Below are 25,217 nucleotides of genomic sequence, written 5' to 3'. Positions count from 1 at the left end.
AAAAGTTGATATGGAGAATTTAGCGTTAATCGATTCTTTTTCAGAATTTAAGGACGATAAATTAATAGATCGTGTGACCCTAATGGCCATCTTAGAAGAGGTGTTCAGAAGTACGTTAAAAAGACGTTTTGGAAGTGACGATAACTTTGATATAATTATTAACCCTGACAAAGGAGATCTAGAGATCTGGCGTAACCGTGTGGTTGTGGCAGATGGTGAGGTGGAAGATGATAATGAAGAGATATCATTAACAAACGCACGTAAGATTGAAGAAGATTTTGAGGTAGGTGAAGATGTGTCAGAGGAAGTAAAGCTTATTGATTTAGGGCGTCGCTCCATCTTAGCTTTGCGTCAGAATTTGATTAGTAAGATACACGAGCACGATAATACAAACATATACAAGCAATTTAAAGAGCTTGAAGGTGATTTGTATACGGCAGAGGTTCACCATATACGTCACAGAGCAATTATATTACTTGATGATGATGGTAACGAGATTATATTGCCAAAAGATCGTCAGATACCTTCAGATTTTTTCAGAAAAGGAGAAAATGTACGTGGGGTAATTGAGAGCGTAGAGCTTAAAGGTAATAAGCCTGCTATTATAATGTCTAGGACGTCTCCATTGTTTTTGGAGAAGTTGTTTGAGTCAGAGATACCAGAGGTATTTGATGGTTTAATTACTGTTAAAAATGTGGTGCGTATTCCTGGTGAGAAGGCAAAGGTAGCTGTAGATTCTTATGACGACCGTATCGACCCAGTAGGAGCCTGTGTTGGGATGAAGGGTTCTCGTATACACGGTATCGTAAGAGAGCTTGGTAATGAAAACATAGATGTTATTAATTACACGACTAATCTTAATTTGTATATCACCAGAGCATTGAGCCCTGCGCGTATTACAAGTATTAAGATAGATGAAGAAAATAAAACTGCACAAGCAGTTCTTAAACCAGAAGAGGTAAGTAAGGCAATAGGACGTGGTGGTCATAACATCCGTCTAGCTGGACAGCTTACTGGTTATGAGATTGATGTGTATAGAGAAGGTGTAGAAGAAGATGTTGAGCTTACAGAGTTCTCAGATGAGATAGAAGCTTGGGTAATCGAAGCCTTTGGAAAAATAGGTCTTGATACAGCACGTAGCGTACTGGAGCAGGATGTAAGTGATCTTGTACGTCGTACAGATCTTGAAGAAGAAACAGTACTTGATGTGATGCGTATCCTCAAGGAAGAATTTGAAGAATAAAGTACCCTACTCGCAATAGTAAAGTAGGTATAGATAATAATTTAGAGCAGTTTATGGCAGCAACAATGCGATTAAACAAGGTATTACGGGAATTTAATATTTCTCTTGATCGTGCCGTAGAATTTTTGGATTCTAAGGGTATTGAGATAGAGGCACGTCCGACTACGAAAATTTCAACAGAAATTTACGAGGTGCTTTCGGGTGAATTTCAAACGGATGCTAATAAAAGAGTAGCTTCTAAGGAGGTTGCTGAGGCAAAAGAAAAAGAGAAGGAAGCATTGCGCGCCGCTCGTGAAGTAGAAATTGAAGCAAAAGCTGAGGCGAAAGCAGCAGCACCTAAGAAGCAAGAGGTTGTTAAGGCTAAAGCACAGCTAGATGGACCAAAGCAAGTAGGTAAAATCGATCTTTCTAAAGCATCTGGAAAACCTGTTGCTCCAAAGCAAGAGAAGAAAGAAGAGGTTAAGAAAGAGGAGGTTAAAAAGGAAGAAAAGCCAGTTGCTCCTGTAAAAGAAGCTGCTCCTGCACCTGCTCCGGTAGTAGAAGAAAAGAAAAAAGAAGAAAAGCCTAAGCAAGCTGCTCCTATAGAAAAGGAAGCAAAGAAAGTTAAGGCTCCTGCTGCAAAGAAGGAAGAGCCTAAGAAGGCTGAAACTCCAGAAAAAGAAGTGGGTCTAGGTGATGAAGTCATTAAGACAGATTACAAAAAACTAGATGGACCTAACTTTACAGGTCAAAAAATTGACCTTTCTAAGTTTAAGAAACCAGAAAAGAAAACTTCTTCAGACGATAAGAAAAAACGTCGTCGCCGTATTACAAAGCCTGGTTCAGGTGGAGGTAAGCCGGGAGGAAATAATCGTGGAGGAAACAATAACAATCGTGGTAACTCTGGAAAGGGAAGAGGACGTGTTGTTAAGGCAGAGCCTACAGAAGAAGAAGTACAAAAACAAATACGTGAGACACTTGAAAAACTTCAAGGAAAGTCTAACAAAGGAAAAGGTGCAAAGTACCGTCGTGATAAAAGAGATCAACACCGACAAAAGACAGAAGATGATCTAGCTCAACAAGATGCAGAAAGCAAAATCCTTAAGGTAACAGAGTTTGTTACGGTAAGTGAAGTTGCTACGATGATGGATGTGGGTGTAACACAAATTATATCTGCGTGTATGTCACTGGGTATGATGGTAACGATGAACCAGCGTCTAGATGCCGAAACACTATCTATTGTTGCAGATGAGTTTGGTTATTCTGTTGAGTTTGTAACTGCAGATCTTGAGGATGCTATAGAAGATGTAGAAGACCTTCCAGAAGATCTAGTAGAAAGAGCTCCTATCGTGACAGTAATGGGTCACGTAGATCACGGTAAAACATCACTTCTTGATTACATCCGTAAGGAAAATGTAATTGCAGGTGAGAGTGGAGGGATAACACAGCACATAGGTGCATATGGTGTACAGCTAGAAGATGGTAAGAAAGTTGCCTTTTTAGATACTCCAGGTCACGAGGCCTTTACGGCAATGCGTGCCCGTGGTGCTCAAGTAACAGATATTGCTGTTATTGTAGTTGCTGCAGATGATGATATAATGCCACAAACTAAAGAGGCAATCTCTCACGCTCAGGCGGCAGGAGTGCCTATAGTTTTCGCAATAAATAAAATTGACCTTCCAGCGGCAAACCCTGAGAAGATTAAAGAAGGACTTGCGCAAATGAATCTTCTTGTAGAAGATTGGGGTGGAAAAATTCAATCTCAAGAAATTTCTGCAAAGAAAGGAACTGGTGTAAAAGAACTGCTTGAGAAAGTATTACTTGAAGCTGAGCTCTTAGAGCTTAAAGCAAACCCAGATAGAAATGCAAATGGTACCGTAGTAGAAGCATTCTTAGATAAAGGTCGAGGATATGTATCTACAATTCTTGTACAAGCAGGAACGCTTCAAGTGGGTGATTACGTACTAGCGGGAACTACCTCTGGTAAAGTAAAAGCGATGCACGATGAGCGTGGTAAGAAAATAAAGAAGGCTGGACCTTCTACTCCAGTATCTGTTTTAGGACTAGACGGAGCGCCACAAGCAGGTGATAAGTTTGTTGTAATGACGGATGAGCGTGAAGCAAAAGATATTGCAACTAAGCGTACACAACTGCAACGTGAGCAAAACGTACGTACACAACGTCATATCACACTTGATGAGATAGGTAGACGTATTGCTCTAGGAGACTTTAAGGAGCTTAATATTATCCTTAAAGGAGATGTGGATGGATCTGTAGAAGCACTTACAGATAGTTTCCAGAAATTATCTACAGAAGAGATAGCTGTAAATATTATACACAAAGGTGTAGGAGCTATTACAGAAAGTGATGTATTGCTTGCTTCTGCCTCAGATGCGATTATTATCGGGTTTAATGTACGTCCAGCAGGTAATGCTAGACAGGTAGCAGATAAGGAAGAAATCGATATCCGTACATACTCTATCATCTATGATGCGATCAATGATCTTAAAGATGCGATGGAGGGAATGTTATCACCAGAGATGCGTGAGGAGATTACAGGTACAGCAGAGATACGTGAGACCTTTAAGATATCTAAGGTGGGAACTATCGCAGGTTGTATGGTAACTAACGGTAAAATCTTTAGAAATTCAAACATACGTCTTATACGTGACGGAGTAGTAGTTTACACAGGTGAGCTAGCTGCACTTAAGCGCTTTAAGGATGATGTAAAAGAAGTTTCAAAAGGATACGATTGTGGTATGCAGATTAAAAACTACAATGACATTAAACTTGATGATGTGATTGAAGCATTCCAAGAAGTAGCTGTAAAGAAGAAGCTTAAATAATATAAAGCTATATCTATATAACAATCGCCTTAGAGTCTATCTAAGGCGATTTTTTTATGCGCTTTCGCGAAAGCGTATAACTTGTTATGTTTTGTTGTTTTAGGGTAGTGTGTGGCTTACCAAGTGTCGTAAGTTGTGTAATCTTTTGAGAGGCTTAGATGTATCTTAATCTGTTCTGTGAGGTGTTTGCTTCTTTGTTGTGAGCGTGGTGGTTTCTCTTAGAATTAAAGCTATAAAAAAACCTCAATAGCAAAGCTGATTGAGGTTTTTTTATAAACGTGATATTATTTTCTAATTATCTGGCTTAAATATAAAAGCGCTAGAAAACTCTTTTCTTATTTCGATAAGTGCGCGATCTGCCTCAAGTCTATTTCTAAAGTTACCTATCCATACTTTATAGTTAGGTGTCTCGTGTTTAATGGCAGATGTCCAGGTGCCTACGCGGTTGCGATACTTCTTAAGTGTAGCGCTGGCTGTGTTTAGGCTTCCTGAGTACAGTTGTATTTTATATCTATCTGCAAGCTTGTTATCTTTAGTAAGGCTGCTCTTAAGGTCTAGTAGTTCTGTGATTCTATCATCTTGATTTACGGTTACTTGTGCAGATTGCGCTTTCGCGAAAGCGGAAAAAGTAAGGGTAACTGCTATGGCAATTACGATATGTTGAAACGGTTGTACGCTCATAATTTGCTGATTTTGAACAAAGGTAAAAGATAAAAACTTAAACAAATTAATATTATTATTTAGAACTATTATAAATTAGTAAGAACCCCTGTAAGGTGCCCTAAAAAATGCAGTTTGTGTAGTATTTTTGCATACCATTTTGTGCGCGGGTTTAACAGGCTCTTAACAACGTTAACAGTGTAAAAACCGTGCCATCTTTTTGAAGCTAATTCAATATTAATATGATACAGGTTAAACGCCAAAATTCATTCTCGAGAATACTTACCCTAGCTGCGGTGGTGCTTCTCACGTTATCTAGTTCTCTTTTTGCGCAAGATGCACCAGCGGCAGATGCTAAGGCTGGTGAGGCTTTATTTAAAGCAAATTGTGCAGCTTGTCACAAATTATATAAGCCTATGACTGGGCCGTTACTTCATCAGGTTTCTGAGAAGTACGACCGTGAGTGGTTGTATAAGTGGATCAAGAATAGCCAGGGACTTATTAAGTCTGGAGACCCTCTTGCTGTAAAAGTATATGAGGAGAATGGTAATAAAGTGATGAACTCTTTTCCTGCATTGTCTAATGCAGATATAGATAACATTCTTGCTTATACAGATACGCCAATGGCAACTCCACCTCCACCGAAAGTTCCGAATGGAGAGGTTCAGCCTGGTGGAGTTTCAAATAATCTTATCCTTGCTATCCTTGGATTTGTGTTATTGCTTCTTGTAGCGGTGTTGTTTTTAGTAAATAACACACTTAACAAGTTTGCTTCTGCTCAGGGAATTGAAATGCCGGTTGAGGAAAAGCGTAAGCCTATCTGGAAAGCATTTGTTGAAAATCAATTCTTAGTATTGGTTTCGGTAATCTTCTTATTATTAGGAAGTGCATATTTCGCTTACGGGTGGATGTCACAAGTAGGGGTTGATCAAGGGTATATGCCTGTGCAGCCTATTCACTATTCGCATAGAATTCACGCGGGAGAGAATGCAATAGAGTGTAAATACTGTCACTCTTCTGCAAGAGTATCTAAGCATTCTGGTATTCCTTCTCTTAATGTGTGTATGAACTGTCACAAGTCTATCGCAGAAGTTGCTGGACCTGAGTCTGAGTTTAGTTCTGTTACTGAAGATTACTCTAAGGAGTTTTATGATAAGGAAATCCAAAAGCTATACAAAGCTGTAGGTTGGGATGAGGCAACTCAATCATATACTGGGGAGACTCAGGCTGTAGAGTGGGTGCGTATTCATAACCTTCCAGACTTTGCATACTTTAATCACTCACAGCACGTAAGTGTAGCTGGTATAGAGTGTCAGAAATGTCACGGACCTGTAGAGGAGATGGAAGTAATGTATCAATATGCTCCTCTTACGATGGGATGGTGTATAAACTGTCACCGTGAGACTAACGTGAAGATTGAGGGTAATGCATATTACGAAGAGATACACGAGCAACTTGCAAAGAAGTATGGAGTTGAGAAAGTGACAGCTGCTCAAATGGGTGGTCTAGAATGTGGTAAGTGTCACTACTAATAAACAGAATTTAAGTTTCGAGAGAAACTCTTAATAAAGGTTGCTAAGCGTAGTCGAAGCACAAATTAATAAATCAATTATATGTCATCAAACAAGAAATACTGGAAAAGTGTCGATGAGCTCCACGGAGATGCATCTATCGAGGCACTAAGACAGAATGAGTTTGTACAAGAAATTCCGACAGATGAATTTTTAGGTGATAAAGAAACACTTGAAAGTACAGAAACTACACGTCGTGACTTCTTGAAGTACGTAGGTTTCTCTACAGCGGCAGCATCGCTTGCAGCTTGTGAGGGTCCTGTTGTAAAGTCTGTTCCTTATGTGGTACAGCCAGAGCAAATAATACCAGGAGTTGCAGATTATTATGCGACTACTATTGCAGATGGTTTTGACTTTGCAAGTGTGCTTGTAAAGACTCGTGAGGGTCGCCCTATTAAAATAGAAAACAACGACCTTGCTAAGGCAGGTTTTGGTGCAAACGCTCGTGTGCACGCATCTGTTCTGGGAATGTACGATACAAAGCGTGCGCAGTTTCCAACGGCAGGAGGAGAAGAGGTTTCTTGGACAGATATAGATAAAGGTGTAATTGCTGCACTTGAAAATGGTAAGAAAGCAGTATTGCTTACTCAAACATTTGCAAGTCCATCTACAGATAAGCTTATAGGAGAATTTATTGCAAAGTATCCTAATGTTTCTCACGTTGCTTATGATGCTGCAGGAGAACAATTTGCTTTAGACGCTTTTGAAATAAAATACGGTTTCCGTGCATTGCCAGATTATAATTTTGGTACTGCGGAAGTAATTGTCTCAGTAGGGGCAGACTTTTTAGGAGATTGGAATGGTGGTGGGTACGACTCTGCTTACGGTAAGTCTCGTATACCTAAAAATGGAAAGATGTCTAAGCACTTCCAGTTTGAGGCAAATATGTCTCTTTCTGGTGCAAACGCAGATGTACGTGTTCCAGCAACACCATCACAACAAAAATTAATAGTGCAGGCGCTAGCTGGTGGATCTGCTTCTGGTCTTTCAGAAGGAGTGAAGGCTAAGGTTGCTCAAGCACGTAAGGCACTTCTTGCTGCTGGTAGTAAAGGATTACTTGTAACAGGTGTGCAAGATGTTTCTACGCAGAGAATTGCGCTTGACTTTAATGAGGGTAAAGTGGTAATGGATACTGCTAAGCCTAAGCTTACAAGATCTGGAGATGCTCGTAAAGTGATGCAGCTTGTAAAAGAGATGAACGCTGGTCAAGTGGGAACACTTATTATGGCTGGAGTAAATCCTGCGTATAGTCTTCCTAATGCAGATGAGTTTGTTGCTGGTCTTGAAAAGGTTGATGTTTCTGTTGCGTGTTCATTACGAGCAGATGAGACAGCGGCACTTTCTACTCATATTGCACCAGTACCTCACTACCTTGAGTCTTGGGGAGATGTGCAGATTAAAATGGGTGAGGTAAGTTTACAGCAGCCTACAATAAAAGAGATATTTAATACACGTCAGTTCCAGCAAAGTTTACTTAACTGGATGGGTGTAGATAAAACATATTACAGCTACCTTAAAGAGACTATGTCTTCGGCAGGTATCGCATTTAATAAGTCTGTTCAAGCAGGAGTTGTTGAGACTGGCGCTTTCGCGAAAGCGGTAACCGCATCAAACACTTCTATAGCTTCAGATGCTGGTCTTGCGAGTACATTGCAAGAGGGTAATGGAGGTTTTGAACTTACGTTGTATACAAAAACTTCAATGGGTGATGGAACTCAGGCAAACAATCCTTGGTTACAAGAGATGCCAGATCCATTAACACGTTGTACTTGGGATAACTACTTAACAATGTCTGAGGCAGATGCTAAAGAGCTTGGTTTGTGGTTTGATAGAAGTTCATTCTTTACAGAAGCACGTCACGATGCAAATGGTGGTCTTAATGGTCACTATGCTAACGTTACTGTAAACGGTGTTACTATTGAGAAAGTACCGGTAATGATACAGCCGGGTCAAGCTAAAGGATCTGTAGGTCTTGCGGTAGGTTATGGTCGTAAAGAAAGCATACAAGAGGAGATGCAAACTGGTGTTAATGCATTCCCGTTAATGCAAAACTTCCAGACTACTCAAAGTGTTACTATTGAAAAAGTAGGTGGTGTACACGAGTTTGCCTCTGTACAACAGCATAACACACTTATGGGTCGTGGTGATATCGTAAAAGAGACGACTCTTGAGATATTCAATACAAAAGATAAGCATTTCTGGAACGCGGTTCCTGAGGTGAGTAAGGCACACGTAGAGTACGAAGTGACATCGCCAGAAGTTGATCTTTGGGAGGAGTTTGATCGCTCAGTAGGGCATCACTTTAACCTTGCTATTGATCTTAATGCTTGTACTGGGTGTGGAGCTTGTGTAATTGCTTGTCACGCTGAGAATAATGTTCCTGTAGTAGGAAAGTCTGAAATACGTCGTAGCCGTGATATGCACTGGTTACGTATAGATAGATATTATTCATCTGAGGATACATTTGCTCAAGATGATACTAAGAAGGAAGAGTTTGATGGATTAGGTGGTGATAAAGGTTCTCTTGGAGGATTTGGAGAGCTTGAAGATCCAGCTGCAAATCCACAGGTTGCTTTCCAACCTATAATGTGTCAGCACTGTAACCACGCTCCTTGTGAGACTGTGTGTCCAGTAGCAGCTACATCACACGGTCGACAAGGTCAAAACCATATGGCTTACAACCGTTGTGTAGGTACGCGTTACTGTGCAAACAACTGTCCTTATAAAGTACGTCGTTTCAACTGGTTCCTTTATAATGGTAATGACGAGTTTGATTATCATATGAACAATGATCTTGGACGTATGGTTATCAACCCAGATGTTACTGTTCGTTCTAGAGGGGTTATGGAGAAATGTTCTATGTGTATGCAAATGACACAAAAGACTATTCTTGATGCTAAGCGCGATGGACGTAAGGTTAAAGACGGAGAGTTTGCAACAGCTTGTTCTAACGCTTGTACAACCGGAGCACTTGCCTTTGGTGATATTAATGACAAGAGCAGTGAGATTGCAGAACTTAAAGAAGATGATCGTATGTATCACTTACTTGAGCACGTAGGAACAAAACCAAATGTATTCTACCAGACAATGGTACGTAATACAGAAGAAGTATAAAACAACTAATCTAAAGACTAATTATATAGGATTATGGCGCATTACGAAGCACCTATACGAAGACCACTAGTTACCGGAGATAAGACCTATCACGATGTAACATTAGATATCGTTGCTCCAGTGGAGGGACGTGCAAATAAATCTTGGTGGCTCGTATTCTCTATCGCACTAGTAGCTTTCTTATGGGGAATAGGCTGTATTATCTATACTGTAACAAACGGTATCGGTAGTTGGGGTCTAAATAAAACCGTAGGTTGGGCTTGGGATATTACCAACTTTGTATGGTGGGTAGGTATCGGTCACGCAGGAACACTAATTTCTGCAGTACTATTATTATTCCGTCAGAAGTGGCGTATGGCAATTAACCGTTCTGCAGAGGCGATGACTATTTTCTCTGTAGTGCAAGCAGGATTATTCCCTATTATACATATGGGGCGTCCTTGGTTAGCTTACTGGGTATTACCTATACCTAACCAGTTTGGTTCTTTATGGGTAAACTTTAACTCTCCGCTACTTTGGGATGTATTTGCAATATCAACGTACCTTTCTGTGTCATTAGTTTTCTGGTGGACTGGATTATTACCTGACTTTGCAATGATACGTGATAGAGCTGTTAAGCCTTTCCAGAAGAAAATCTATAGTTTACTTTCATTTGGTTGGTCTGGTAGAGCAAAAGATTGGCAGCGTTTTGAAGAGGTGTCACTTGTTCTCGCAGGTCTGGCAACACCGCTTGTACTTTCTGTACACACGATTGTATCTTTTGACTTTGCTACGTCGGTTATACCGGGATGGCACACCACGATTTTCCCTCCTTACTTTGTTGCGGGAGCGGTATTCTCAGGGTTTGCAATGGTAAACACGCTTCTTATTATAATGCGTAAAGTTGTAAGTCTTGAAGCTTACATCACAATACAGCACATTGAACTTATGAATATTGTAATTATGATTACAGGTTCTATAGTAGGTGTAGCTTATATTACTGAGTTATTTATGGCTTGGTATTCTGGAGTGGAATATGAGCAATATGCATTCTTAAACAGAGCAACAGGACCTTATGCTTGGTCTTATTGGGCAATGATGACGTGTAACGTTTTCTCTCCGCAGTTTATGTGGTTCCCAAAATTAAGAAGATCTATAATGTTCTCTTTTATCATATCAATTGTTGTAAACATCGGGATGTGGTTTGAGCGTTTTGTAATTATTGTAACATCACTTCACCGTGATTACCTTCCATCTTCTTGGACGATGTTCTCACCTACATTTGTAGATATAGGTATCTTCATAGGTACTATAGGTTTCTTCTTTGTATTGTTCTTATTATATGCACGTACATTCCCAGTGATTGCACAAGCAGAGGTTAAGACTATTATGAAGTCATCTGGTGAGCGTTATAAAAAATTACGTGAGTCTGGACAATCACTAGTAGGTACAGGAGCAGATCCTCGTACATCTGGTGGGCCAGTAAAGATTAATCTTGATGGTGCATACATTGCAAAACCTCAAGAGGTTGCTGCTGGTGAGACTGTGATACCAGAAGATACGCACGGTAATGAATCATTAGTTAATCGTCTTGGGATTTTTGACGCTGCTACTCAAAAAGCAGATGACCTTAAGGTAATTAATGGTATAGGACCAAAAATGGAAGAGAAGCTTAACGAACTAGGAATTTATACGTACGAGCAAGTAGGTAAAATGACTTCTGTTGAGTACAACTTATTAGATAATCTAACTGGATCATTTCCTGGTCGCGCAGAGCGTGATGATTGGGCAGGTCAAGCTAACAATCTTAAATAATTAAGTATGGCATCTACAGTTATACACGCAATATACTCTGATGACGACGTTCTTATGAACGCTGTAAAGGAGGTTAGAAAAAAACATCTTCATATTAATGAGGTGTATACACCATTCCCTGTACACGGGTTAGATAAGGCTATGGGGCTTGCGCCTACTCGTCTTGCTATTACTGCCTTTTTATACGGATGTGTGGGAATTACAGTAGCAACATTAATGATGAATTTCATTATGATTGAAGACTGGCCACAAAACATAGGTGGTAAGCCATCTTTCAGCTACATTGAGAATATGCCAGCTTTTGTGCCTATTATGTTTGAGCTTACGGTATTTTTTGCAGCTCACTTAATGGTTATTACTTTCTATATGAGAAGTAAATTATGGCCTTTTAAGAAAGCTGAAAATCCAGATGTACGCACGACAGATGATCACTTCCTTATGGAGATTGATGCAACTGGAAAAGATGGAAAGGAACTTGCAGACTTTTTAGTAACAACTGGAGCTGTAGAGATTAATTTAATTGCAAACGAAGCATAAGTCAACGCAATGAAGAATATATTTAAAATAGCTGTTTTGTTTATCGCTTTTGGCAGTATGATTTCTTGTCAAGATGATAATAAACCTAACTATCAGTATATGCCTAATATGTACGTATCTGTAGGCTATGAAACTTACGGTAAGTATGAGGTGTTTCCTGAAGGGTATGAAGCTTTAAAACCGGCAGAAGGCTCGGTGATGAGGGGGTGGTTACCATATGATTATGAAAATACTATTGAAGGAAAAGCTTCCGCGAAAGCGAACCTGAAAAACCCATTACCTTATACAGAGGGGAATTATGTTAAGGGTAATGAATTATATAACATTTACTGCGGTATCTGTCACGGTGTAAAAGGTGACGGAAAAGGAACATTAGCAAAAAGAGAGAAAATACTAGGGGTCCCTGCATATAACGATGCTGGTAGAGCTATCACTGAAGGTAGTGTATACCACGTGATGTATTACGGTATTAACTCTATGGGATCTTATGCATCACAGATGACAGAGGACGAACTTTGGATGGTTGACTATTACGTAATGGGTCTTAAAGATGCATTAGATGGAAAACCTGAGAGAGCGTTTACAGCAGTAGAAATTATTGAGGAAATGACAGAGGGTGAGATTGTTACAGATCTTAACGAAGGTGCAGTAGATGCTATACCAGGTCCTGAGTCTGAGCCAATGAATGCAGCAGGTAACGAACACTAATAACTAACGGAACAACCGATATTTAAGATATGTACACATTATCTAAAAACTTAAAATTATCAGCGATTATCTTTATGGTAGTAGGATTTGTCCTATTTGCTGTAGATTACGTTTTCTTACCAAAGACAATAGCAGATATTGAAGCAATGCACGCAGGTGATGCCCACGGAGGTAGTCACGGAGATGCAACAGTTGCAGATGCTCACGAAGCAGATACACACCACGTAGCAACCGATGATGCACACGCAGAAGACGGTCACGTAATGACCGAAGAAGAGCATAATGAGCACTTACTAGCAGGTTACCAAAATAAACCTTGGTCTGCTGTTTATATCGCTGCTTTTTTCTTCTTTATGATTTCTCTAGGGTGTCTTGCATTCTACGCAGTACAATATGCCGCTCAGGCTGGATGGTCGCCTTTATTACTTAGAGTGATGGAGGGTATAACAGGATATCTTTTACCTGGAAGTATAATAATGTTTGTTTTACTAGCATTATCTGGATTCCATTTTAACCATATGTTCCACTGGATGGCAGATGGAATTACTGATCCAGCAAGTGATAACTATGATAAGCTTATTGCTGGTAAATCAGGATGGTTAAATGTGCCTTGGTTGCTTATTAGAGCTGTAATATTTATTGCTGGATGGAACATCTACAGATTCTTTGCCGTAAAGTTCTCAAAAGAGCAGGATGAAGCATCTGATAACAAATCACATAAAAAGTCATTTAAAATTGCGGCAGCATTCTTAGTGTTCTTCTTATACACTGAGTCAATGATGTCTTGGGATTGGATTATGTCTATCGATCCTCACTGGTTTAGTACTCTCTTTGGATGGTACGTACTTGCAGGTATGATGGTTTGTGGTATAACTACCATCGCTCTCATAACTATGATACTTAAGGGTGCAGGTTACTTACAGAGTGTAAATGATAGCCACATACACGATCTTGCTAAATTTATGTTTGGTTTCAGTATTTTCTGGACGTACTTATGGTTCTCACAGTTTATGCTTATATGGTACTCAAACATACCAGAAGAGGTAACGTATTATATACAACGTATTGAAGATTATAACTTACCATTCTTTGGTATGTTAGTAATGAATTTCCTTTTCCCATTATTAATATTAATGAACAGCGATTTCAAACGAGTTAACTGGTTTGTGGTAATGGCTGGTATAGTAATCTTATTAGGTCACTATGTAGACATCTTCAATATGGTTATGCCAGGTACAGTAGGACAAGCTTGGTCGTTTGGATTTGTAGAAATAGGATCACTTATGTTCTTCTTTGGATTGTTTGTACTGATTGTTTTCAGTTCACTTACAAAACGTCCATTAGAGCCTAAGCGTAATCCGCTTATTGAAGAAAGTAAACACTTTCACTATTAGAATATAGATTAAAGAAGTTAGAAAGCAATGACAGGTTTATTAGCACTCATCGTAGTAATTCTATTTGTAGTCACACTTTGGCAAATGTCAAAGATTTTTAAACTATCTCAGTTTAATAAGAAGACCAATAGTGAAAATGCTCAAGTAGCAGACGATAAAGACAACAGAATCAATGGTAAATTGATGTTGATGTTCATCACATTTTTATATGCCATAACTATTTACTGTTTCTGGAATTACAGTAAGTTTTATTTGCCAGAACCATCTTCTGAGCACGGAGCAGATTATGACACCTTGTTATTTATCTCTCTTGCACTTATAATGTTCGTACAAGTAATCACACAAGCATTACTTCATTACTTTGCATATAAGTACTCAGGTAAGAAAGGTCAAAAGGCATTATTCTATGCAGATAATGATAAGTTAGAGTTTATCTGGACTATTATTCCAGTAATAGTTCTTGCAGGTCTTATTATCTATGGCCTTTTTACTTGGTCAGATATAATGAACTTTGAAGAGGACGAGGATGCTATAGTTGTAGAATTATATGCAAAGCGTTTCGGTTGGCAAGCACGTTATGCCGGAGAGGATAATATCTTAGGTAACGCAAATGTTCGTTTCATTGAAGGAGCAAACACAGTAGGTGTTGATGAAAGTGATGCTGATGCAATGGATGATAAAATTACAACAGAGCTCCATCTTCCAGTAGGACGCCAGGTAATCTTTAAGTTACGTTCTCAGGATGTATTACACTCTGCTTATATGCCTCATTTTAGAGCGCAAATGAACGTTGTACCAGGTATGATAACTCAATTCTCTTTTACTCCATCTAAAACTACTGCAGAGATTCGTGATACGGATTATATGAAAGATAAGATGGCTACTATCAAAGAGATTAGAAAAGAAAAAAATAAAGCTTCTATAGCGGCAGGAGACGGCCCTATAGATTCTTATGACGAATTTGACTATTACTTGCTATGTAATAAGATTTGTGGAGCATCGCACTATAATATGCAGATGAAGATTGTTGTTGAAACTCAAGAAGAATATGACGCTTGGATTGCAACTCAAAAAACATTTGGCAGCTCTATAGCAGCAGCTCAAGAATAAAAAAAGAAAAAGAAAAATTAACTAAAGAATCTAGGTATGGCAGCACACGCAGCAACAGCAGATCACGGTCACGATGATCACGAGCACCACCACGAGCAAACGTTTATAACGAAATATATCTTTAGTACTGATCACAAGATGATCTCAAAGCAGTATTTGATTACTGGTTTGGTAATGGGTATTATAGGTATTGGGATGTCATTGATATTCCGTTTACAACTGGCTTGGCCAGATCACCAATTTACTATTTATGAAGTACTCTTAGGAGACTGGGGTAAAGACGGTGTAATGGATCCAAACATTTATCTTGCACTTATTACTATACACGGTACCATAATGGTATTCTTTGTACTTACAGCAGGTCTGAGTGGTACTTTTAGTAACTTATTGATTCCACTTCAGATTGGAGCGAGGGATATGGCTTCTGGATTCCTTAATATGGTATCTTACTGGCTCTTCTTCCTTTCTTCTGTAATAATGGTATTATCATTATTTGTAGAGTCAGGACCAGCAGCAGCAGGTTGGACTATCTATCCACCATTATCTGCACTACCTAACAGTATACCTGCTTCAGGAATGGGTATGACATTGTGGTTAGTAGCGATGGCAATATTCATTGCATCATCACTATTAGGTTCACTTAACTATGTTGTTACAGTACTTAACCTTCGTACAAAGGGGATGACTATGACAAGATTACCACTTACAATATGGGCTTTCTTTGTGACTGCTATTATCGGTGTGGTTTCTTTCCCAGTTCTTTTATCTGCAGCTTTAATGCTTATTATGGATAGAAGCTTTGGTACGTCATTCTTCTTATCTGATATTTATATTGGAGGAGAAGTATTACATAACTCTGGTGGTTCACCAGTATTATTTGAGCACCTTTTCTGGTTCTTAGGTCACCCTGAGGTATACATTGTATTATTACCAGCACTAGGTATCTCATCAGAGATAATATCTACAAACTCACGTAAACCTATATTTGGTTACCGAGCGATGATTGCTTCTATTTTAGCAATTGCGTTCTTATCAACTATTGTATGGGGTCACCATATGTTTATTTCAGGTATGAACCCATTCTTGGGATCTGTATTTACATTTACAACGCTATTAATTGCAATACCATCTGCTGTAAAAGCATTTAACTATATCACAACCTTGTGGAAGGGTAACCTTCAGTTCAACCCTGGTATGCTTTTCTCAGTAGGATTAGTTTCTACCTTTATTTCTGGTGGACTTACTGGTATCATACTTGGAGATTCTACGTTAGATATAAACGTACACGATACGTATTTTGTAGTAGCTCACTTCCACTTAGTAATGGGTATCTCTGCATTATATGGACTTTTTGCAGGTGTGTATCACTGGTTCCCAAAAATGTTTGAAGGTAAAATGATGAACAAGAACCTAGGTTACGTTCACTTCTGGATTACAGTTATTGGAGCTTATGGTATTTTCTTCCCAATGCACTTTATCGGTATGGCAGGATTACCTAGACGTTACTATACAAACTCAGCTTTCCCATATTTTGATGATCTTGTAGATGTAAACAAAGCGATATCTATTTTTGCTTTCATTACAGCGGCTGCACAGCTAGTATTCTTATACAACTTCATACACTCAATGTTCTATGGAAAAGTAGGTTCTAAAAACCCTTGGAAATCTAACACATTAGAGTGGACAACAGATCACAAGCACATACACGGTAACTGGGCAGGTGCAATTCCTGAAGTACACCGCTGGCCATATGATTATTCTAAGCTGAATAAAGATGAGTCAGATTATGTTATTGCTGGTCAAGACTATGTACCGCAAACAGTTCCACTTCAAGACAATGAAGAAGAAATGCATCACTAGAGATGTCATAACATAAATCATACTTTTATGATTACTTAAAACCCATTCTTAACGAGTGGGTTTTTTAGTTTTGCGCTTTCGCGAAAGCGTAACATTATCCTTTATAAGTCTTAAATGGAAGGTGGCTGTAAAGTTTCAAACAAGACAATTTCTTATCTTTGATAGAAATCACCTAGACGTATGAATGAGCACTTGGATCCTACAAATGAAGGTTACTCAAGAGAAGAAGTAGATATTGAGAAAGCGTTAAGACCTTTATCGTTTGACGACTTTGCGGGACAAGATCAAGTGCTTGAAAATCTCAAGGTTTTTGTACAAGCGGCAAATCTTAGAGGAGAGGCATTAGATCACACCCTCTTTCACGGTCCTCCAGGTCTTGGTAAAACTACCCTTGCAAATATTCTGGCAAACGAACTTGGGGTAAATATTAAGATAACCTCTGGCCCCGTTCTAGACAAGCCTGGTGATCTCGCTGGATTACTTACTAATCTAGATGAGCGTGATGTGCTATTTATAGATGAGATACATAGACTTAGTCCTATAGTAGAAGAGTATTTATACTCGGCTATGGAGGATTATCGTATAGATATAATGATTGAGACGGGGCCAAATGCACGTACCGTTCAGATAGACCTTGCGCCTTTTACACTCGTAGGAGCAACTACACGTTCAGGACTTCTTACAGCGCCTATGCGCGCACGTTTTGGTATATCTAGTAGATTGCAATATTATACAACAGAGCTTCTTACAACCATCGTACAGCGCAGCTCTAGTATACTAGGAGTGCCTATCTCTATGGAAGCTGCTATAGAGATAGCCGGTAGAAGTCGTGGTACACCTCGTATAGCAAATGCCTTATTGCGTAGAGTGCGTGATTTTGCACAAATAAAAGGAAATGGTAGTATCGATATTAAGATTGCTAAGTATAGCCTTGAAGCACTTCACGTAGATGCTCACGGGCTGGATGAGATGGATAATAAAATACTAGCTACTATTATAGATAAGTTTAAAGGCGGGCCTGTGGGACTCACTACACTTGCGACTGCCGTTTCTGAAAGCGCCGAAACTATTGAGGAGGTTTACGAACCTTTTTTAATACAGCAAGGTTTTATTATGCGTACTCCAAGAGGACGTGAAGTTACAGAGGATGCATACAAGCATCTAGGTAGAGTAAAAGGCCCTGTGCAGGGAGGTCTGTTTTAGGAACATTCTATTTTAAAATATTATATAAAAGCACCCTATGTCTAATGATATTCCAGCAGTTTCGGTTTTAAAGTTTCTGGCAAATGCTGGGAGTATTTTAAAGAATCCGCTTCCTTTTCATCACGATAATTTTGAGAGTAAGGGTGATACCTTTAAGTTGCAGTTGGGTTTTGGTAATGAAGTTGTCTTTTCTAGAGATCCGGGCTTTGCAAAGTATGCTTTGCAAAAAAACCAGCGCAACTACACAAAATCACCCATCCAGACTAAAGATCTTGCAAAGTATGTAGGGGAGGGACTTTTAACCTCAGAAGGCTCTCTATGGAAAAAACAACGAAAACTCATACAACCAGCCTTTCATAAAAAGCAGCTTGCACAGCTTATAGAAGCTATGCATACAGTAATAAAGGAGGAGCTACAAAACATAAAGACAGGAGAGGCGTTTGATGTATTTGAGATATTTAATGACCTTGCTTTTAATACAGTTGCAAAGTCACTCTTTCAGACCGAGGTAGATCGTAAAAAGATAAACCGCCTGCAATACATTACAGAGCAAGCTCAAAAGATGCTCGTAAAAGAGTTGAGACAACCTTATAAATCTTGGTATTTTAAGTATGCTGGACCTATAGATAAGCACCTGGCTCTTACTCAAGAGGCGCGTGATATACTTATGGAACTCGTAGAAGAACGTCGAGCATCACAACAAAAGGTAGGAGACTTACTAGATATGCTTTTGGAGTCTACTTATGAGGATGGCACAGGTATGGATGATGAGCAACTCATAGATGAGATTCTCATACTCTTTACAGCGGGTCACGAGACAACCTCAAATGCGCTTACATTCGCCGCCTCATTACTTGCAAGACATCCAGAGTGGCAAGATAAAATTTATGAGGAATACGCTTTCGCGAAAGCGAACTCAACATCATTAAACGAGTTTTTAAGACATTGTACAGTCACTAAGCAAGTGCTAGAGGAAACAATGCGACTTTACCCACCAGCTTACTTCATAGACAGAGTAAATATTGAAGAAGATGAATATAATGGGATGAAGATACCGGTAGGTTCTAATTTATTGTTTTCGTGTATTGAGATTCACAAGCACGACGATTTTTGGGAAGATCCATTACAATTTAACCCTACTCGATTTGATGAAAATGCGGGGATGTATCACGATGCCTATTTCCCATTTGGGGCGGGACCTAGAATGTGTATAGGTAATAACTTTGCAATGTATGAAATGATTCTTGCGGTTACCGAAATGGTATCCCGTTTTAAAATCACTCCTATAAACACACCTATAGAACTATTACCGCTCATTACCCTTAAGCCAAAAAATGCAATCTTAGAGTTTACTGCAAGATAGGGTGATAGAGAATAGATCAAAACATACAGCATTTATTAAGGCAGAAGCACAACGCTTAGGTTTTATGTCTTGCGGTATAAGTAAAGCAGGTTTTCTTGAAGAAGAAGCGCCTCGTCTTGAGTCTTGGCTCAATAAAAATATGCACGGCGAGATGCAGTATATGGAAAACTACTTTGACAAGCGCCTTGACCCTACAAAACTTGTAGAAGGGTCTAAGAGTGTAATATCACTCCTACTTAATTATTACCCTCACGAGTTGCAGAATGAGGAGTCTTATAAAATCTCTAAGTATGCCTATGGCCGTGATTATCATTTTGTGATAAAAGATAAACTCAAAGAGTTTATGCACGTTATACAAGAACAGATAGGAGAGGTGCAGGGCCGTGCTTTTGTAGATAGCGCTCCTATACTTGATAAAGCTTGGGCAGCAAAGAGTGGTCTGGGGTGGATAGGTAAGCACAGTAATTTAATTTCAAAAAAGGCAGGGTCATTTTATTTTATTGCAGAGCTTGTGGTAGACCTAGACCTTGAGTATGATACACCTGTTACAGATCACTGTGGGAGCTGCACTGCTTGTATAGACGCTTGTCCCACACAGGCCATTGTGGAGCCGTATAAGGTAGACGGTAGTAAATGTATAAGCTACTTTACGATAGAGCTTAAAAATGAAATACCTGAGTATGCAAAGAGTCAACTAGATGACTGGATGTTTGGTTGTGATGTATGTCAAGATGTATGCCCTTGGAATCGATTTTCAAAAGCACATAGTGAGCCGTTATTTAACCCAAACCCTAAGCTGCTCACTTATGATAAAAAACAATGGGAAGAAATAACTCAAGAGGTGTTCTCAGAAATATTTAGAAAATCTGCTGTAAAGCGGACCAAATTTTCTGGCTTGAAGCGAAATATCGATGCGTTAAAAAAACAGCCATAATTGATGCCTCAATTGCGAAATCCTTAAAATTACAGACACTTAACGTTATCTTAATATTTTTGCGGATATTACTGTCTTGAATCATAATTAAAATCCAGCATATTTATGAACAAAATACTCAGTAGTATCAAAAAACCTAACTTGTCCTTCTGGCAAATTTGGAATATGAATGTTGGTTTCTTTGGAATTCAATTTAGTTTTGGGCTCCAACAAACTGCCATTAACCCTATTTTTTCTTTTCTAGGTGCAGATCACGCAGAGTTACCATTACTCAACTTAGCAGGTCCAGTTACCGGTTTATTAATACAGCCTATTATAGGTGCGATAAGTGATAAAACTTGGTTGCCTAAATGGGGTGGTCGTAGAAAACCATTTTTCCTAATAGGCGCGCTACTGGGTAGTTTATGTCTTTTTGCTTTTCCATTTAGTCCAGGCCTTTGGTTTGCTGTTGGTCTTCTGTGGATACTTGATGCAGCAAACAATACCGCAATGGAACCTTATCGAGCCTTTGTAGGTGATAAGCTTAATGATGACCAGCTTACTTATGGTTATCAGATGCAAAGCCTTTTTGTTGGAGCAGGAATAACAATAGCAAATTTTTCGTTATTCTTATTTCAAGATTGGTTTGGTTCTCCTTCTGGAGAAACTACAGCCTTGTGTACAACGGCTACAGAAACTATTTCTGCTATTCCAACTTGGGTTTATTATTCGTTCTTCTTAGGTGCTGTTGCATCAGTAGGTACCATCTTGTGGTCAGTGTGGAAAACCCCTGAAATTCCACCTTCTGAAGAGCAACTATCTGAACTTAAGAGAGAAAGAAAGGATTCTACATTTGCAGGGAGGGCTTCAGAACCTTTCAAAGAGATAGCAGGCGCTATAGGTAAGATGCCTAAAATGATGTGGAAACTTGCAGCTGTTTACTTTTTTCAGTGGTATGCACTTTTCGTTTACTGGCAATTTATAACTCCTATGCTACGTACATCCTTTTTTGGCCTTGCAAATGATGATGATACGCGTTTTAATTCGATTATGGAGGCTTGCAAATCAGGAGATGTAATATCAACTGGAGATACAGCTTTTGCTCAGAATTTTCAAGCCATTTCAGAACAGGCGCTTGCCCAAACTGGATTAATGAATGGGACGTATAATTTTGTTACTATGATTGTGGCCCTTGCATTAGTCCCTTTTGCAAAAAAGTATGGGTCACGCAATGTATATGTAATTTGTCTTTTCTTTTCTGCTATTGCAATGTTGAGTATGCCTTTTATTACAAACAAATGGGCGCTTCTTGCACCTATGTTGCTCTTTGGAATAGGTTGGGCTGCAATGATGGGCATTCCATATGCAATGGTTTCTAAAATTATTCCAGAAGAAAAAAGAGGTGTTTATATGGGGATAGTTAATATGATGATTGTTATTCCTATGCTTATCCAGACTGTTACTTTCGGTCCTATTATAAAGAATTTACTGGGTAATAGTGCTGTTAATGCAATATTGTTTGGCGGTGTCTTTTTTATTATTGCTGCACTCTTAGCTTTGCGTATGAAAAAGTCTGTGTCTACCGCGGTGACAGATATGAACTAAATTATGATATACTAATAACTTATTAGTATATTAGTAGAACAATAGAAGTTCTTTTTCTTGAGCCACTATAAAAGAACTGTATGACAGTTATAAAACTGTCCCATTATTGCTAAGATTTACAGCATCTTGTTCATAAGATTAAATCCAATAATCATATGGCGTTTGAGGCTGATAAGTGGTTAATACCCAACTGAAAGCACTGGCTCGCGCTGGTGCTTTCATACTTTAATCCCTTTTTATGAAACATATAGGTGTAAAACTCTCATTGTATCTCAACTATTTTGTCTTTGCTATTCTTCTTAATAGTGTGGGTATTGTTATACTCAAGTCGCTCAACAATTATGGTGTAGATGAAACTACGGCAAGTGTGCTAGAAGCATTTAAGGATTTGCCTATAGCTATTGTCTCATTTGCTATTGCTTCCTTTTTACCTAGAATAGGATATAAAAAGGCAATGCTCATAGGTCTAGCTATGGTAACCGTAGCGTGTATCGCTATGTATTACGGTAACACATTTGATACGGCAAAGATTCTTTTTGCTACCGTAGGAGCAGCATTTGCCCTCATAAAAGTTTCTGTTTACTCTACTATAGGTCTTGTGACTAACTCTACAAAAGAGCATAATAGTTTAATGAGTTCTATAGAAGGGTTTTTTATGGTAGGTATTGCGCTTGCTTATTTTCTTTTTCCTGCATTTAATACAGAAGGTGAACCAGACGCGTGGCTTAACGTTTACTGGCTACTAGCAGCACTCTCTGCGGTGTCTTTTATTATCTTATTATTTACCAAATTTGAAAAAGAAGCAGAGATACCTGGTGCAGATCTTAAAGAAGATTTTCTTGAGATGTTTAAGTTACTAGCAAGATTGCTCATTATCGTTTTTGTTATAAGTGCATTTCTATTTGTAATGATAGAGCAAGGTATAATGTCGTGGTTACCTACATTTAATAATAAAGTGTTAGGCCTAACTGAAAATTTAGGGATTATGATGTCTAGTATTCTTGCGTTATCTCTAGCTGCTGGACGATTACTGGCAGGTGTTCTCACTCGTAAAATATCGTGGATTTATGTCCTCTCTGCCTGTACAATAGGAGCAATGCTCCTCGTAGTGTTTGTATTGCCTAAAACCGTTGGCCTCAATGTGGGTGAGATAAGTTCATTAAGAGACATACCAGCTATAGGCTTTGCGTTTCCATTAGTAGGGTTGTTTATAGCACCTATTTATCCGTTGCTCAACTCTGTTGTCTTAAGTGCGTTACCTAAGAGAGTACACAGCCCTATGACAGGGCTTATAGTGATATTTTCGGCACTGGGAGGGACATTTGGTAGTAGGATTATAGGATATTTATTTGAAACAAAAGGTCCAGAAAACGCTTTCTACTTTACACTTATTCCTATGACGGTGCTACTTGTATTTTACTTTATTCTTAAAAAACTTACAGAAAAAGATGTACTTCAAGGGTAATATAAAGGAAACACTTCGTCACTTGCTAGAGCAAGAAGACACAGATGGAGATAAGAAAATCACAGTAGAAGATCAAGGGCCTAAGCAGTTTGACATAGCTCTGTATGGAGATGATAACGCTTTCGCGAAAGCGTATACTATAAAAGGAACCTACCATCTTTCTAATTTTTTACAGGAGCTCGCTTTAGAAAGAGCGCTTAGTAAAACCGAAGCTGTAATTCCTTTGTGGAAAATAGAGGAGCAACCCACTAGCCGCATTAACCGAATGATACGTGATTACTTCTGGGACGACCTCACGCGTACAATAGATAAGAAGGGGCTTGCAAATATCCTCACAGACACAAAAGCTGGAGATAGCGTGCAACGTATGTATGTGCCTGGAACAGATCAAGAGGGTGTAGCATATTATAATAATCTAAAGACAGATTTTCCTAATCTAGAGGTTGTGGTGCTTCCTCTAGAGATTACTCCAGAGTATGTTAAGTCTATAAATGAGAAGCCAGGCATTTTGGCATTGGGTCTTGAAGGTAAAAATGGAATTCCGTTTGTAGTGCCTGGAGGAAGGTTTAATGAGATGTATGGATGGGATAGCTATTTTGAAGGTGTAGGGTTACTGCTAGATAACCGTGTAGATCTAGCTAAAGCTATGATTGATAATTTTTGCTATCAAATCACACATTATGGTAAGATATTAAATGCAAATAGGAGTTATTATCTCACTCGTACACAGCCTCCATTTTTGAGTTCGTTTATAAGAGAAACTTTTGAAAAAGATTCAAGACTAGGTAAGGAGTGGCTTGCAAGTGTTCTAGCTATTGCAATACAAGAGTATGAAAGTGTATGGATGAGAGCGCCTAGATATACAGATAATGGTCTCAATCGTTATTATGCACAAGGTGTAGGAGTGCCACCAGAGACAGAAGAAGGTCATTTTGATGAGCATCTAGCCGTTGTAGCAAAGAAAGAAGGTTGTAGTATAGAAGAACTGGTGAGTAATTATCAAAATGGAAGTCTAGACTTACCTGAGTTAGATCGTTACTTTACACACGATAGAAGTTTACGTGAGAGCGGTCACGATACTTCGTGGCGACTTGACGATGTGTGTGCAGATCTAAACACGGTAGATCTTAATAGTTTGTTATATAAGTATGAGATAGACTTTGAGTACCTCATTGCTACTTATTTTGCGGGTGACTTCAAAGGCAAAAAATCTAGATATTATAAAGAAAGTGCGCTAGCTCGCAAGGAGCGTATAGATACCCTTATGTGGAATGAAGATAAGAGCCAGTACTTTGATTATAATTGTGTCACAAAGCAGAAAACTGAATTTGAAAGTGCTTCAAATTACTTTCCATTATGGGCAGGTCTGCTAGATAATGATAAAGCAATGAAGACCGTAAGACGTCTTATGATGGATCTTAAAGAAAAGGGAGGTGTAGCAGGTACAAGTCGCGCTATGAATACAATTATCCCAGAGGGAGCAGTACAGCGCCAGTGGGATTATCCTAACGGCTGGGCTCCGCACCAGATGATGATATGGCGAGGACTTAAAGCATATGGTTTTGATAAAGAATTACAAGAGCTTGTGTACAGGTGGTTGTGGATGATTACTAGAAATGCCGTAGACTATAATGGGGTTATACCTGAGAAGTACGATGTCGTATCTGCAACGCATAAAGTCTTTGCAGAGTATGGTAACGTGGGGACCGAGTTTGATTATATTACAACTAGTGGTTTTGGGTGGATGAATGCTAGTTATCAATTAGGGCTTTCATTGCTGAATCCTAAATTGAGAGCAGCCCTAGATAACCTTGAAGATCCAGAAAAAGTATTTAATTAAAAATTAGATTTA

At 38.9% G+C, this 25,217-nt stretch carries 17 protein-coding genes; 16 read left to right on the top strand and 1 reads right to left on the bottom strand.

All coding sequences use genetic code 11. From position 1 onward, the window contains the following. The first annotated feature begins 10 nt into the window (after window positions 1-10). A complete protein-coding gene (gene nusA, locus ACJJVM_RS05655; protein WP_298353094.1) occupies window positions 11-1,243 on the top strand; it encodes a transcription termination factor NusA in 1,233 nt (410 codons plus the stop codon). 53 nt (window positions 1,244-1,296) lie between these two features. Continuing rightward, a complete protein-coding gene (infB, locus tag ACJJVM_RS05650; RefSeq protein WP_405211053.1) occupies window positions 1,297-4,068 on the top strand; it encodes a translation initiation factor IF-2 in 2,772 nt (923 codons plus the stop codon). Between the two features lie 291 nt (window positions 4,069-4,359). Here the strand turns inward: infB and ACJJVM_RS05645 are convergent, their stop codons facing one another. Further along, window positions 4,360-4,749 carry an SPOR domain-containing protein gene (locus ACJJVM_RS05645; RefSeq protein WP_299147623.1) on the bottom strand — a complete coding sequence of 130 codons (390 nt, stop codon included), beginning with the start codon at window positions 4,747-4,749 and terminating at the stop codon, window positions 4,360-4,362. A gap of 221 nt (window positions 4,750-4,970) precedes the next feature. Between ACJJVM_RS05645 and ACJJVM_RS05640 the strand changes: the two genes are divergently transcribed. The 14 genes from ACJJVM_RS05640 (at window position 4,971) to ACJJVM_RS05575 (ending at window position 25,205) form a co-directional block, all read left to right on the top strand. Beyond that, complete coding sequence (locus tag ACJJVM_RS05640) at window positions 4,971-6,260, top strand: c-type cytochrome (protein ID WP_405211052.1); 1,290 nt, start codon at window positions 4,971-4,973, stop codon at window positions 6,258-6,260. Window positions 6,261-6,341: 81 nt separating this feature from the next. Then, entirely contained in the window at window positions 6,342-9,413 is a 3,072-nt protein-coding gene (locus ACJJVM_RS05635) for a TAT-variant-translocated molybdopterin oxidoreductase (RefSeq protein WP_405211051.1), read from the top strand. A gap of 30 nt (window positions 9,414-9,443) precedes the next feature. Beyond that, entirely contained in the window at window positions 9,444-11,207 is a 1,764-nt protein-coding gene (gene nrfD / locus ACJJVM_RS05630; RefSeq protein WP_298353380.1) for an NrfD/PsrC family molybdoenzyme membrane anchor subunit, read from the top strand. Window positions 11,208-11,213: 6 nt separating this feature from the next. Further along, on the top strand, window positions 11,214-11,744 hold the full coding sequence (locus ACJJVM_RS05625; protein ID WP_035327164.1) for a DUF3341 domain-containing protein: 531 nt from the start codon (window positions 11,214-11,216) through the stop codon (window positions 11,742-11,744). Window positions 11,745-11,753: 9 nt separating this feature from the next. Continuing rightward, window positions 11,754-12,452, top strand: a complete 699-nt coding sequence (locus ACJJVM_RS05620) for a c-type cytochrome (protein ID WP_405211050.1) — start codon at window positions 11,754-11,756, stop codon at window positions 12,450-12,452. Window positions 12,453-12,481: 29 nt separating this feature from the next. Next, window positions 12,482-13,846, top strand: coding sequence for a quinol:cytochrome C oxidoreductase (locus ACJJVM_RS05615; RefSeq protein ID WP_405211049.1), 1,365 nt, complete (start codon window positions 12,482-12,484; stop codon window positions 13,844-13,846). A gap of 27 nt (window positions 13,847-13,873) precedes the next feature. Further along, on the top strand, window positions 13,874-14,956 hold the full coding sequence (locus tag ACJJVM_RS05610) for a cytochrome c oxidase subunit II (protein ID WP_298353113.1): 1,083 nt from the start codon (window positions 13,874-13,876) through the stop codon (window positions 14,954-14,956). 36 nt (window positions 14,957-14,992) lie between these two features. After that, entirely contained in the window at window positions 14,993-16,816 is a 1,824-nt protein-coding gene (locus tag ACJJVM_RS05605) for a cbb3-type cytochrome c oxidase subunit I (RefSeq protein WP_298353116.1), read from the top strand. A gap of 180 nt (window positions 16,817-16,996) precedes the next feature. Continuing rightward, entirely contained in the window at window positions 16,997-18,019 is a 1,023-nt protein-coding gene (gene ruvB / locus ACJJVM_RS05600; RefSeq protein ID WP_035327173.1) for a Holliday junction branch migration DNA helicase RuvB, read from the top strand. Window positions 18,020-18,056: 37 nt separating this feature from the next. After that, on the top strand, window positions 18,057-19,382 hold the full coding sequence (locus tag ACJJVM_RS05595; protein ID WP_405211048.1) for a cytochrome P450: 1,326 nt from the start codon (window positions 18,057-18,059) through the stop codon (window positions 19,380-19,382). Between the two features lies 1 nt (window position 19,383). Continuing rightward, window positions 19,384-20,316, top strand: a complete 933-nt coding sequence (gene queG, locus ACJJVM_RS05590; RefSeq protein WP_405211047.1) for a tRNA epoxyqueuosine(34) reductase QueG — start codon at window positions 19,384-19,386, stop codon at window positions 20,314-20,316. A 105-nt stretch (window positions 20,317-20,421) separates the two neighbouring features. Beyond that, on the top strand, window positions 20,422-21,900 hold the full coding sequence (locus ACJJVM_RS05585; RefSeq protein WP_405211046.1) for an MFS transporter: 1,479 nt from the start codon (window positions 20,422-20,424) through the stop codon (window positions 21,898-21,900). A 238-nt stretch (window positions 21,901-22,138) separates the two neighbouring features. Beyond that, entirely contained in the window at window positions 22,139-23,365 is a 1,227-nt protein-coding gene (locus tag ACJJVM_RS05580) for a sugar MFS transporter (protein WP_298353127.1), read from the top strand. Further along, entirely contained in the window at window positions 23,349-25,205 is a 1,857-nt protein-coding gene (locus tag ACJJVM_RS05575; RefSeq protein ID WP_405211045.1) for a trehalase family glycosidase, read from the top strand. Before ACJJVM_RS05580 ends, ACJJVM_RS05575 begins: the two co-directional genes overlap by 17 nt. The last annotated feature ends 12 nt before the right edge of the window (window positions 25,206-25,217 follow it).

This window comes from Dokdonia sp. Asnod2-E02, assembly GCF_045063915.1.
GTDB lineage: Bacteria > Bacteroidota > Bacteroidia > Flavobacteriales > Flavobacteriaceae > Dokdonia.
This window is presented reverse-complemented; position numbering and strand designations above follow the sequence as displayed.